The sequence below is a fragment of the Lewinella sp. 4G2 genome (assembly GCF_001625015.1).
GTDB lineage: Bacteria > Bacteroidota > Bacteroidia > Chitinophagales > Saprospiraceae > Neolewinella.
The window spans coordinates 88,339-100,276 of sequence record NZ_LVWJ02000012.1; the positions used below are offsets into that span (position 1 = coordinate 88,339).

The following is an 11,938-nucleotide window of genomic DNA, read 5'->3' on the forward strand; positions in this document are numbered from 1 at the left end:
TTTGGAATTGCCGCAGAGCAAAAATCCGAACAAAGTCTTCCTAAGCCGGCGTCCCCTTCGCCTTAGCTGTGGGTTCGGCTTCTACGGCGATATCAAACTGCCGGGAGGTGGCCCGGACGGCGGCGGCCAGTTCGGGTAACCAGTCACTGTTCCGCTCGAGGGCGTTACCAACGACGATCATGTCAGCACCGGCGTCAAGCGCTGCCGTGGCGCGTTCGGGCGTACGGATCCCGCCACCAACAATGATGGGGAGGTCGACTTCGTGGCGCACGGTAGCGATGAATTCGGGGGAAATCGGGTTCTGGGCACCGCTGCCGGCATCGAGGTAGATCAGCCGCATGCCAAGTTGCTCTCCCGCCAGGGCGGTAGCTGCGGCAATGCTGGGTTTATCCGCCGGGATGGGCGTCGTATTGCTCATGTAAGAGACCGAAGTGGGCTTGCCACCATCCACTAGGAGGTAGCCAGTAGGGATGGTCTCCAGTTTCATCTGCTTGAGCCTCCCCGCAACCTGCACGTGGCGTCCGATGAGGAGATCAGGGTTACGACCGGAGAGCAGGGAGAGGAGCAAGATGGCATCCGCTTCCTTATCCAACTGGTAGGTGGAACCGGGGAAGAGGATCACCGGGGTGTTCTCTACATGTCCCTTCAAAAATTTCAGGTAATAAGCCGCCTGCGGTGCGTTGACGAGGCTGCCTCCCCAGAGGAAAAGGTCCACGTGGCCCTCGTTGGCGTAGTTGGCCAGTTGCAACAGATTGTCCCGCCGGGCCTTGTCCGGATCGATCAGTACCGCCAGCAATTTGTTGCCGGAAGCCCGGGCGTCGGTGAGCGTGGGATATACCATAGGTGGGAAGCTGTTGGCGGGCTAAGGTAGGGTTTATTAGTCTACAGTCTGTAGTCTATAGTTAACAGTCTGTAGTCTATGGTTAACAGTCTGTAGTCTATGGTCTGTAGTCTATAGTCGGGAACCACACTTCCTTAGGTGAACTTGTCGGCGAATGTTTCAGGGTTGCGAATCATGTTCATCAACAAGCGGTTGACTTCGATTACCTGTCCGTGCAAATCGAGAAAGGTATCGTTGTTGATGTAATTACATCTTCTGGCGAATCTGAGCCAGCATTCCGTTTCGTAGGCCTCACCTAAAGAGTCGGTTAATTTGGAGATGAAATGCTTAGGGTACCTCCGTTTAGCGTAACTCTCGGCGATATTACTACAGACAGACCGAGAAGAACGCCTGATTTGGTCCGTCAGACTCCTGTCCTCAATACGCGGGAATGCCTTGCTGGTCTCAAATACCGCGTGCGCAAGAAGTTCCGCTTTTTCAAAAGCATAAAGCTTGGTATAGCCACTGTACATAATCCTAGATTTTTAACAAAGGACGAGTACCACACAAACTTTACCCAAATATAACCGTATACTTTCGTTTAAATACGCATGAAAACGCTATTCTACAGACTACAGACTACAGACTACAGACTACAGACTACAGACTACAGACTACAGACTACAGACTAGACTACAGACTACAGACTACAGACTACAGACTACAGACTACAGACTACAGACTACAGACTAAAAAAGCCCTAATCCCACAAAGAGATCAGAGCTTTTTAAAGTGCCCAGAACAGGAGTCGAACCTGCACGCTCGCAATGAGCACCAGCCCCTCAAGCTGGCGTGTCTACCAATTCCACCATCTGGGCGTGGGGTAGCGCGTTTAAGCGGATGCAAAAGTACTACGCTAGTCTGAAGTGAACAAGAGATTACAGAAAAATAGTTGCTGCGGCGTCGGGGAATGTCGCAAGGTGGAAAGAGTAGATGGCCAGCAATGAACCAGGGCGTGAATCCCTTAATGTTGGCTTTACGGTGGATACCTATCTTTCCGGCCACAACCCAACTACCAATGATGCGTCCTCTGCTCCTGCTTGCCCTATCCCTCCTCCTTTGCACCTGCGGCAGCGCCCCCGAGAAGACGAGCGGGCAGGTTTTTCGTTACGGTGACGACGTAAGCCAGCTCATCCAATCCGGACCCATGCTGGGGTACAACGAGCAGCGGGAAGCCATGATCTGGGTCCAGACCCAACGGCCCGCGCAAGTGAAAGTGGCGTATACGAATGACGCCGGCGAGCGACGCGAAACCGCCACCGTGAGCACTAACAGCGAAAGCGCTTACACCGCAAAACTGGTCGCCAACGCCGTGGAACCCGGTGAGCACTATACCTACGAAGTGATCGTGAACGGCAAAGCGATGACCTTCCCTTACCCAACGGAATTCACCACCCAACCCACTTGGCGCTGGCGGGGAGACGCGCCCGATTTCACGGTTGCGTTGGGCAGTTGCACCTACGTGAATGAAGCAAAGTACGACCGACCCGGCACCGGCTACGGAGACAACTACAAGATCTTCAAAGCCATCAACGAAAAGCAACCGGACGCCATGATCTGGCTGGGCGACAACACCTACTTACGCGAACCCGATTGGTACACCCGCACCGGATACCAACGCCGCTACACCCATACCCGATCGCTGCCGGAAATGCAAGCCCTCCTGGCCCGCACCCACCACTACGCGACCTGGGACGACCACGATTACGGGCCCAACAACTCCGACCGCAGCTGGGTCAATCGGGAATTGGCCAAGGAAACTTTTGATCTGTTCTGGGCCAACCCCAGCAGCGGCCTCAAAGAAAATGAGATCCGCAACGGCACCCGCGGCATCACGACCCAATTCCGCTACAACGACGTGGATTTCTTCCTGCTCGACAACCGCTCCTTCCGCACCCCGAACGATCAGGTGCGCGGCGATAACCGAACCCTCCTCGGCCAAACCCAACTCGATTGGCTCATCGATAACCTCGTCTTCAGCGACGCGCCCTGGAAAATGGTGTGCGTGGGCGGGCAGGTCCTCAACTCCTTCGCCGGCCACGAAAATTACGTGAACCTGGCCCCCGAGGAACTACGCTACCTACTGGCCCGCATCACCGAAGAAAACATCGAAGGCGTCGTCTTCCTCACCGGTGATCGCCACCACTCGGAACTCTCCGAACTGAAACTGGCCAACGGTGCCACGGTCTACGACGTAACGATCTCCCCCCTCACCGCCGGCATCGCGGGCAGCCAGGACGAAGTGAATCGCAACCGCGTGGAAGGCACCCACGTGCTGAAGAATAACTTTGGTCTCCTAAAATTTTCCGGCCCCGCTGGCGCCCGCCGGCTGACGGTTGGCGCGTATGATGTTTTGGGGGAGGTGATTTGGGAGAAAACCCTTTAGATTCTCGATTCTCGATTCTCGATTGGCGATTCTTGATTGGCTACCGCACGGCTTTGTCGCACTGCGTGCTCCCGCAAATGTGATCGTATCACCTATGTTAGCAAAGAGTTAGCAACGCCAGCTTGAGCAGCGGCGGAAGCCGAGCGCAGCGAGAGTAACAGCGGCAGCCAATCAGTCCTCACTTATCGTGTGCACGAAGTACTGCGAAGCAAATCGAGAATCGAGAATCAAACGAGCGCAGCGAGAGTAACAGCGGCAGCCAATCAGTCCTCACTTATCGAGAATCGAGAATCGAGAATCAAGCGAGCGCAGCGCAGCGCCTAGTCATTAAAAACCTCCACATCCCGATTCTTCACCACCAAATCCGTAAACTTCCCCTTAAACCGGGTAGCCTTTACGATGTGGTTATCGATCCAGTGGTAGTTGCCGCCACGGGGCTTGCCCATGAGCATGGTGTGCCACTTGAAGTTGTGCTTGTCGAGCCACATTTCGGTGACTTCGCGGTGTTCTTCGGTCCGGCTGGTGAAGAAGCAGATGCGGTGGCCTTCGTCGTACCACTTGTTGACGATGCGTAGCGCGTCGGGGTAGGGGAGGCAGGTGCCCATCCGCTCCGGTTCTTCGTTGGGGATGTCGTCACAGATCGTGCCGTCGATGTCGATGAGGAAGTTCTTTACGCCGTCGGGCAGGACGGGGCTGATGAGTTCTCCTTTTTCGTTGAAGGTGGTTTCGAGGTCCTTTTCGGAAGCGTCGTTTGTCATGTTTCGGTTGTTTGGGGGGATCAAACCTGAAAGTAAAGCGCGAAGATAGGGGAAAAAGGAACGGCTCGCCACCGGGGGCGCCGGGAGAAAGCGTCCGCCCGCCGGCGCTTGGCTGCCGTACATTTGCGCCGTCCGTAATCAATCCGCCCTCTTTCTCACAAATAAGTAACGTATGACCGAAGTCGCCCTCGTCACCGGTGCCAGCTCTGGAGTTGGTGAAGCGCTCGCCCCTCTCCTGGCCGCGCGCGGCTACCGCGTCTACGGTATGAGCCGCCGCCCCGTCGATCTCAAGGGCGTCACCAGCTTGCCCGCCGACGTGACGGATGCGCTGTCGCTGGTGCAAGCAACGGATCGGATAATAGCCGAAACGGGAAGGTTGGATATCGTCCTCCACTGCGCCGGGATCGGCGGGGCGGGGCCGGTGGAACAAATGCCTACGGAACGGGCCCGCAAGATCATGGACACTAACTTCTGGGGAAGCTGGAACCTCTGCCAGGCCACGCTGCTCCACCTCCGGAAGAGCCCGCGCGGGAGGCTGGTCCTCGTCGGCAGCATCGCCGGGTTCATGGGCATCCCCTTCCGCGGGGCCTACTGCGCCAGCAAGGCCGCCCTGAAAACGATGACGGATTCCCTCCGCCTCGAAGTGCAGGGTACCGACCTCCAGGTCACCATGGTCGCTCCTGGAGATATCGCTACAAACTCCATCGCCACCCAGTACCGCCAGCCCGCCGAAGACCTCGACCCCATCTACCAGGCTCGCTACCGCAAAGCGGATGACGGCATGGCCAGCAACGTGGACGCCGGGATGTCCGCCACCCACGTCGCCGAGGAGATCTACCGCATCATGAACCGGGATAGCCTCAAGCCATATTACGTGGTGGGTCAGTTCGTCCAGAAAGCGAGTACCGTCGCCAGCCGGTGGTTGCCGGGGCGTTTGTGGGAGAAGGTGTTGGCGAAGTATTATGAATAGGGAACATTAAGGTAGTATGGATCCCACGCAAGTAGCAGGGCTCACGCATGGGTTTGATAATGCGGAGCGCAAGAAGCGCCGCGACATCAGAAAGCAGACTTAAGAGGCTGTTTTCTTATTGCAACTTGGTTGCAACTTTGGGGAGTGGCAAAGTGTCTGCACCGTAATTACCAAAAACGAATTACGTGGATTCTTCTCCTTCTTTTGACGCGATTATTGTGGGTGGCAGTTACGCCGGGCTCTCCGCCGCCATGTCCCTGGGCAGATCGTTACGCCGCACGCTCATCATCGATGGTGGCCGGCCTTGTAACCGGCAGACGCCCCACAGCCACAATCTCATCACTCAGGACGGGGTAGCCCCGGCGGCCATTAGCGCTTTAGCGAAGGCACAAACTTTAGCCTATACCTCCGTTGAATTCAAGGAAGGACTCGTAGTGGGGGCAATGCGAACGGAGGAAGGTTTTGTCGTTTCCACCAACGATGATGATTCTTTCCACTGCCGAAAACTGATTTTTGCAACGGGGATCAAGGATGAATTACCCCAACTACCGGGCTTTGCGGAGTGTTGGGGCATCACCGCCATCCACTGCCCTTATTGCCACGGGTACGAAGTAAGGGGGCTCCCCACCGGCATCCTCGGAAACGGCGACTACGCCTACCACATGTCCATGATGGTCAGGAACCTCACCGAGGATCTGACCGTGTTCACCGGCGGCCCCTCCACCCTGAGCCAGGACCAAACCGAAGGCTTAGCGCGTCAGGGCATCCTCATCAACGAGCAGCGCGTTACCGCAATAAATCACGAGGCCGGTCAAATCCAATCCCTCGAATTAGAGGGTGCGCCACCGTCTTCACTCGCCGCTTTGTATGCTTACGTACCCTTCCAGCAGTCATCGCCCCTGCCCGCTCAGTTGGGGTGCGCCCTCACGGAGCAGGGCTACCTGGAGCTCAATATGTTTGCGGAGACCACTTCCCCCGGTGTTTATGCGTGTGGGGATAACATGACCATGTTCCGTTCCGTAGCTCAGGCAATCGCCAGCGGAAGCACGGCGGGGGCCATGGTCAACCGGGCGCTGGTGATGGAGGACTTTTAGGGAAAGGCGCCAGGAAAACCCAGCGTATGCACCCCAAAAAAGCCGGGCAGCACGAAAACCGCGCTGCCCGAACTGAGTAAGCCAAAAAAATAAATTCTTCTACCAGACCATGTCGTCCACCACCATGATGTGGGCCTGGCCACCGGGGCAGGTGCCGGTGACGATGGCGTTTCTTTCGTTGAGGGGCCGGTCGAGGAAGTCGTCACCCACGCGCTCATTGTTATGGTAGAATAGGGGAGCGGGCCGGGCATTCTGGCGCTCCTGGGGCTTTGCCGCGGAGGGGTTCACCGGTTCAATCACCGGGCGGTTCTCCAGGTAATCACGAAGGGTGCCAGGTTGGGTCCAGGACGTATGGATGCCCAGGGGCTGTTCACAGCTCAGGAGGCAGGACATCCGTTGGGTGGGCGGTACGGGCAGGCCTTCGGGGTCTTCGCGTAGCGGGGTGTCCGGACCAGGGAGCAGCTGGATCTGTTTGCGGTTGAGGTAGATCACCAGGCCATCGTCGGCCACCGTCCGGGGTGTGTCGGTGGTCGGTGGGCGGGGTGGGAGGCCGCGGGACACCGGTTGGAGCCAGCCCGTCCCGCGTCTAGCGCCGGCCCTTGGTTTCAGGTGCAGCAGCCAGGCGTATTTTTTCGCGGCCACGTTGGCGATGTTCTCCTCGGTCGCGATCGCCTCCGGTTGCATAAAGTGGCCCAGTTGTAAGGTCAGTACGTCGGGGTTATCGCAGGAGGGGTAGATCGACATATCCGTATGCCCGAGGCGCCAGAGCAGGCCGCGGATCTGGTACCATTCATCGAGGGTGGGGAGGCGGCGGAAGTAGAATTCCAGCTCTTCGGGTTTGTCCCCTTTTTTGAGCTGGGGGACGAGGTCAGGATGGTCCACGTACTTGCAGGGGCCGCAGAAATCTTGGTCGGGTTTGTCCTCAGTTTGTTCGGCGAGTACCGTACTGCTTGCCACCTCCCCCGGTACCTGCGTCCGCGCAAAAAGTGAGCGGGTCAGGAAGAGGCTGGTGGCCAGTAACAAGAGGACGGGTAGGACGAGCGCACGGCTGCGCGGTGGAAATTTCATCATGTTAATGCGGGTTTTAAGGTGCCCGAGCGGGCTGAATTGCAGGGGCCAGGCGCCACTCAGCGCGGAGTGTTGGGCGAGGGTCATCTGGTAGGTGCGGCGGTCGTGCTCGCCGTGGGCGACGCCCTGATCGGCGAGAAATTCTAAGTTGAGTCTCTGCTCACGCACGAGCCAGTGGAGCAGTGGATTGAACCAGCCGATCAGCAACACCAATTCGCCCAGCAAGATGTCGATAGTGTGGCGCTGCCGCTGGTGCACGCGTTCGTGGGCAAGAATCAATTGGCCACTCGGGCCACTGAGGATCTCACTCCCCAGGTAGATTGTGGGCCCAAACGTAAAGGCCGCATCCGGTACGTGGGGAAGCTCCCGCACCCCCGCAAGCGAGGTAGGTCGACTACCCCGGGTAAGCCGAAGCGTCTGAAAAATGTGGGCTAGGCTGCGGACGCCCATCATCAGAAAAAACAGCAGATAGGGCACGAGTAGGAGCCGAAAATTGAAGGATCTGCCGCCCGTGGCAGCAGGGGAGGGCGACTGAGCTACTGTAGTCCGTGTCTCGCTATCATCATTCTGGCCCTGGTCTGCCGTGGTGGGAACCGAAATTGGGACCTGGCCAACCTGCGGCACTACGGCGGGTAATGTTTGAGTAGGTGTAGCAACCGCTTCACTTTGGATGGCTTGGCCAATGATCACTCTCGGGGTGATGAGGGGTGTAGCGTGCTCGGGCAGCAACGGCAGCAACAGTAAGCCAATCATCCCCGCCAGCAGGTAGTAACGCGCGGCGGTGAAATCCCGCAAACGGCGCAGTAGCCAGTAGCCGCCGGCCAGCGGGATGCTCAGTAAGGTGAAGGCCAGGAGGTAGTAGAGGAGGTCCATAATCACTGGTTTTGCTCGTCAATCATGCGCATCACTTCTTCGAGATCGGCCCGCGTGAGGTGCTTGTTCTTGGCGAAATGGGAGACGAGCTCCTTCGCGCTGCCGGAGAAGTATTCTCGGAGGACTTTACCGACGTCCTTGGCCTGTAATTCCTCGATTGGCCGGGTGGGGAAGTAGCGGTAGGTGGTGCCAAATTGCTCGTGGTCCACGTACCCCTTCTCTTCCAGCTTGCGGATGACGGTGGAGACCGTCGTATAAGCCGGTTTCTTGCCGGGGAGGGCGGCAATGATGTCCTTGACGAAAGCCTTTTCCAACTGGTAGAGCTGGCGGAGGATTTCTTCTTCTTTACGGGTGAGTGCGTCCATACCGTAAAGATAAGACTATAAAAGTAGTTGTGCAACTATTTTTATAGTTAGTGATGCAGTTTTATAGTTATGCCCGTCGGTTAGTGGAGGTGACTGCGTGGTTTTCCTCATGAATCAACCTGAACGCAGCATTAATTCCAGTCGCGGGCTACCTAACTAAACTTACTTTTACGGCATGCTACTACGCTTTGCTATCCTGTTTGCCCTGCTGGTAAGTTTTGGCTCCCTCGCCGCCCAGGCTAGCCCGACGCCGGCCCCGGTGGTCTTCAACCAGGACACCCTGTTCGTGATCAACAATAAGATCGGGACCTTCCAGCCGCAGCAGCGGGCGGACCGGGTGGCGAAGATCATCCGCCGCCTCAGCGTCTTACCCCGAACGGACTTCGACAGCCTCAAAGTCGGGACGCTCGATAACGGTGGGGCCGAAGTGTATCTCCGTGACGAGGTGGTGACGAGCATCTCGCCCCGCGATTCCGCTACCCTGGGGGTAAATGCGGAGCAGGTGGCCTACGAGCGATTGGGCATCATCCGCGCCGCCCTCATCAAGGACTACGAGGATAACTCTTGGAAGACGATCCTAACTGACGTGGCTATTTTCCTTGGCGCGTTGCTGGTGCTCTTTTTGATCTGGCTCGGGGTTACCCGCGGTTTTAACCACGTGCGCAAGCGGCTGCTGAATTTGGATACGGAGAAGGTATTCGGGCGGAATCTACTCGTCCGGAAGTTCGAACTCATCACGCCGGCGACGGAGCAGAAGGCCTTGTTGTTCGTCCTGCGGATGCTGCGGTATACCGTGCTGTTTTCCATCCTCTATCTCTACCTGCCCTGGCTCTTCAGCCACCTGACCTATACGCGGGGATTTGGTGAACGCCTACTCGAGTACGTGCTTACGCCGCTACGGACGCTTTGGGACGGTATCACTGGTTTCTTACCCAATTTGCTGTTCATCGTCGTCTTCGTAGTGGTGGCCCGCTACCTGATCCGGGGGATGAAACAGATTGCCTTCCAGGTAAAAACCGGCCGTACTTCACTGGATGGATTTTACCCGGATTGGGCGCTACCGACGTTTAATCTGCTGCGGGTACTCGTCATCATCTTTACGTTAGTGATGATCTTTCCCCGGTTGCCTGGCGCCGGTTCGGATGCTTTTCAGGGGATCTCCGTTTTTGTGGGCCTGCTCTTATCCCTCGGATCGGCGGGTATCATTGGCAACGTCATTTCCGGGGTCATCCTTACCTACATGCGGCCCTTCGTGGTGGGTGACCGCGTCAAAATTGGGGACGTGACGGGGGACGTTCTCAGCAAGACCTTACTGGTTACCCGCATCCGGACGGTCCGTAACGAAGAGGTCACCATTCCCAACGGCATCCTGATGAGTGGCGGGGTGATGAACTACAGCGCCATGGCGGCGAAGGAGGGCCTCATTTTGCATACGTCCATCACGATTGGGTACGACGTCCCCTGGCCCCAAGTCCACGAACTAATGATTGAGGCGGCCACCCGCACCCCCGGTATTGCACCCGCGCCAGCGCCCTACGTCCTGCAAAAAGCCCTGAACGACTGGTACGTGGAGTACGAACTGAACGCATATACCAACGACAGCCACAAGATGGCCCGCACGTATTCGGATCTGCACGCCAACATTCAAAATACCTTCAACGAAGCCAACGTCGAAATCATGAGCTCCCACTATATGGCGGTGCGGGATGGGAATGGGAGTACAATTCCTAAAAAGGACGTTAGATTTTAGACGTTGGATTTTGGACTGCCACTCCCGGCCGCTCCAAGAACCTCCCATTGTCGCTGCGCTCGGATGCGAGGCCGCTTGGAGAACCTGATGACTGTAGACTACAGACTAAAGACTGTAAACTAATTAAACGCCACCCCGCTCATTGACGTTTAGCCCATAAATAACCCCGGAACATGACCACCCAAGCTTACATCGACGCGAACCGCGAACGCTACCTCGAAGAACTTTTCCAACTCCTCCGCATCCCCAGCATCAGTACGGCTTCCGAGCACGACGACGATACCCACCAGTGCGCCGTGATGGTGCAGGAATACCTCGTCCGCGCCGGGTTGGACAAGGCGGCGCTCTACCCAACCGATGGCCACCCCATCATCTACGCGGAGAAGATCATCGACGAAAGCCTGCCGACCGTCCTTGTCTACGGACACTACGACGTGCAGCCCGCCGACCCACTGGATGAGTGGAATAGCGAACCCTTCGAGCCGACCATCAAAAAGACCGAGATCCACCCCGATGGCGCCATCTTCGGCCGCGGGACGACGGATGATAAGGGGCAAATGTTCCTCCACGTCAAGGCCGTTGAGGCGATGATCCAAACCGACAGCCTGCCGTGTAACGTCAAGTTCATGATCGAAGGCGAAGAGGAAATTGGCAGCCCCAACCTGGAGCCCTTCATCAAAAAGCACAAGGCGATGCTGAAGTCGGACGTCATCCTGATCTCCGATACCAGCCTGCTGAGCAAGGAAGTACCGAGCATCACCGTTGGCCTCCGTGGCCTGGCGTACATGGACGTTAGTGTTAAGACCGCCCGCGCTGACATGCACTCCGGCCTCTTCGGTGGCGCCGTAGCTAACCCCATCAATACCCTGGCCAAGATGATTGCCCAGCTGAAGGATGAGGACAACCGCATCACCATTCCCGGCTTCTACGACGACGTCCACTTCCCCTCCGACCGCGACCGCGAAATGATGCGCAACGCTCCGTTCGACGAGCAGGAGTACATGGATAGCCCCGGCGTTTACGGCCTCGAAGGCCAATCCGGCTTCCATACCTACGAGCGCACCGGCATCCTCCCAACGCTGGATTGCAACGGTATCTGGGGTGGCTTTACCGGGGAGGGTTCCAAGACCGTCATCCCCGCCAAGGCCAGTGCCAAGATCAGCATGCGCCTCGTCAGCAAGCAGGACTGGCACAAGATTGCGGACCTCTTCACGGAGCACTTCAAATCGCTGGCCCCCGATCACGCCAAGGTGACCGTCACGCCCCACCACGGTGGCAACCCCTACGTCACCCCCACGGATACCCCCGAATACCGCGCCGCCGCCGAAGCGATGAAGGATGCCTTCGGCGTGGAACCAGTCCCGATGTACGAAGGCGGTTCCATTCCCATCGTCGCCAAATTCAAGGAGGTACTCGAGGTAGAGACCATCCTGATGGGCTTCGGCTTCGATACCGATGGCCTCCACTCCCCGAACGAACACTTCGGCTTGTGGAATTACTACAAAGGGATTGAGACGGTGCCGGCGTTTTACCGGCATTACGTAGGCTTGAAGGCGGGAGTTTAGGTGGTGGAATTTCGTGAATGGTTTTAGACCCGGAGGGTTTTCACGAAAACCCAGGGTTGATTAATCCTTTGGATCAATCGACCCTGGGCTAATGGGGACCCTTCAGGGTCCGACGCATAAGGTGTTGGACCCTGAAAGGGTCCCCACTAGCCCAAGGTCCCAAGGCCGATAGGCCGACGACCTTGGGGAAGGTGGTGTATTAAAATATTGACGACCTTGGGGAAGGTGT

The 11,938-nt window shown here is 57.2% G+C and carries 10 protein-coding genes and 1 tRNA gene; 5 read left to right on the forward strand and 6 right to left on the reverse strand.

The features are described from left to right. Positions 1–40 precede the first annotated feature (40 nt). From A3850_RS01905 to A3850_RS01915, 3 genes are all read right to left on the reverse strand, one after another. Positions 41–841 (reverse strand): geranylgeranylglyceryl/heptaprenylglyceryl phosphate synthase, encoded by an 801-nt coding sequence (locus tag A3850_RS01905; protein WP_068213586.1) that lies wholly within the window; start codon positions 839–841, stop codon positions 41–43. A 134-nt stretch (positions 842–975) separates the two neighbouring features. Further along, complete coding sequence (locus A3850_RS01910) at positions 976–1,353, reverse strand: four helix bundle protein (RefSeq protein ID WP_068213588.1); 378 nt, start codon at positions 1,351–1,353, stop codon at positions 976–978. Positions 1,354–1,613: 260 nt separating this feature from the next. Next, positions 1,614–1,698: transfer RNA gene (locus A3850_RS01915), tRNA-Leu, on the reverse strand. Positions 1,699–1,898: 200 nt separating this feature from the next. Between A3850_RS01915 and A3850_RS01920 the strand changes: the two genes are divergently transcribed. Further along, positions 1,899–3,266, forward strand: a complete 1,368-nt coding sequence (locus tag A3850_RS01920; RefSeq protein WP_076639914.1) for an alkaline phosphatase — start codon at positions 1,899–1,901, stop codon at positions 3,264–3,266. Between the two features lie 320 nt (positions 3,267–3,586). On the opposite strand, the gene A3850_RS01925 is transcribed toward A3850_RS01920, so the two are convergent. Then, a complete protein-coding gene (locus tag A3850_RS01925; RefSeq protein ID WP_068213591.1) occupies positions 3,587–4,024 on the reverse strand; it encodes a phosphoheptose isomerase in 438 nt (145 codons plus the stop codon). 172 nt (positions 4,025–4,196) lie between these two features. Between A3850_RS01925 and A3850_RS01930 the strand changes: the two genes are divergently transcribed. Both A3850_RS01930 and A3850_RS01935 read left to right on the forward strand, forming a co-directional pair. Continuing rightward, the gene (locus A3850_RS01930) at positions 4,197–4,994 is read left to right on the forward strand and encodes an SDR family oxidoreductase (protein WP_068213593.1); all 798 of its coding nucleotides are present in this window, start codon (positions 4,197–4,199) and stop codon (positions 4,992–4,994) included. A 185-nt stretch (positions 4,995–5,179) separates the two neighbouring features. Then, a complete protein-coding gene (locus A3850_RS01935; protein ID WP_068213597.1) occupies positions 5,180–6,088 on the forward strand; it encodes an NAD(P)/FAD-dependent oxidoreductase in 909 nt (302 codons plus the stop codon). A gap of 99 nt (positions 6,089–6,187) precedes the next feature. On the opposite strand, the gene A3850_RS01940 is transcribed toward A3850_RS01935, so the two are convergent. Together A3850_RS01940 and A3850_RS01945 are read right to left on the reverse strand one after the other, a co-directional pair. Further along, a complete protein-coding gene (locus tag A3850_RS01940; protein ID WP_068213600.1) occupies positions 6,188–8,029 on the reverse strand; it encodes a M56 family metallopeptidase in 1,842 nt (613 codons plus the stop codon). A gap of 2 nt (positions 8,030–8,031) precedes the next feature. Next, positions 8,032–8,394: a BlaI/MecI/CopY family transcriptional regulator gene (locus tag A3850_RS01945; RefSeq protein WP_068213602.1), complete on the reverse strand. Its 363-nt coding sequence runs from the start codon at positions 8,392–8,394 to the stop codon at positions 8,032–8,034. Between the two features lie 175 nt (positions 8,395–8,569). On the opposite strand from A3850_RS01945, the gene A3850_RS01950 reads away from it, so the two are divergent. Together A3850_RS01950 and A3850_RS01955 are read left to right on the forward strand one after the other, a co-directional pair. Beyond that, a complete protein-coding gene (locus A3850_RS01950) occupies positions 8,570–10,144 on the forward strand; it encodes a mechanosensitive ion channel family protein (protein ID WP_068213605.1) in 1,575 nt (524 codons plus the stop codon). A gap of 173 nt (positions 10,145–10,317) precedes the next feature. Beyond that, positions 10,318–11,709: a dipeptidase gene (locus A3850_RS01955; protein ID WP_068213608.1), complete on the forward strand. Its 1,392-nt coding sequence runs from the start codon at positions 10,318–10,320 to the stop codon at positions 11,707–11,709. Positions 11,710–11,938: the final 229 nt, after the last annotated feature.

Excerpts from the sequence above, each read along its gene's own strand:
- A3850_RS01905 (WP_068213586.1), bottom strand. The coding sequence starts at position 841 with ATGGTATATCCCACGCTCACCGACGCCCGGGCTTCCGGCAACAAATTG.
- A3850_RS01910 (WP_068213588.1), bottom strand. The coding sequence starts at position 1,353 with ATGTACAGTGGCTATACCAAGCTTTATGCTTTTGAAAAAGCGGAACTT.
- A3850_RS01920 (WP_076639914.1), top strand. The coding sequence starts at position 1,899 with ATGATGCGTCCTCTGCTCCTGCTTGCCCTATCCCTCCTCCTTTGCACC.
- A3850_RS01925 (WP_068213591.1), bottom strand. The coding sequence starts at position 4,024 with ATGACAAACGACGCTTCCGAAAAGGACCTCGAAACCACCTTCAACGAA.
- A3850_RS01930 (WP_068213593.1), top strand. The coding sequence starts at position 4,197 with ATGACCGAAGTCGCCCTCGTCACCGGTGCCAGCTCTGGAGTTGGTGAA.
- A3850_RS01940 (WP_068213600.1), bottom strand. The coding sequence starts at position 8,029 with ATGGACCTCCTCTACTACCTCCTGGCCTTCACCTTACTGAGCATCCCG.
- A3850_RS01945 (WP_068213602.1), bottom strand. The coding sequence starts at position 8,394 with ATGGACGCACTCACCCGTAAAGAAGAAGAAATCCTCCGCCAGCTCTAC.
- A3850_RS01950 (WP_068213605.1), top strand. The coding sequence starts at position 8,570 with ATGCTACTACGCTTTGCTATCCTGTTTGCCCTGCTGGTAAGTTTTGGC.
- A3850_RS01955 (WP_068213608.1), top strand. The coding sequence starts at position 10,318 with ATGACCACCCAAGCTTACATCGACGCGAACCGCGAACGCTACCTCGAA.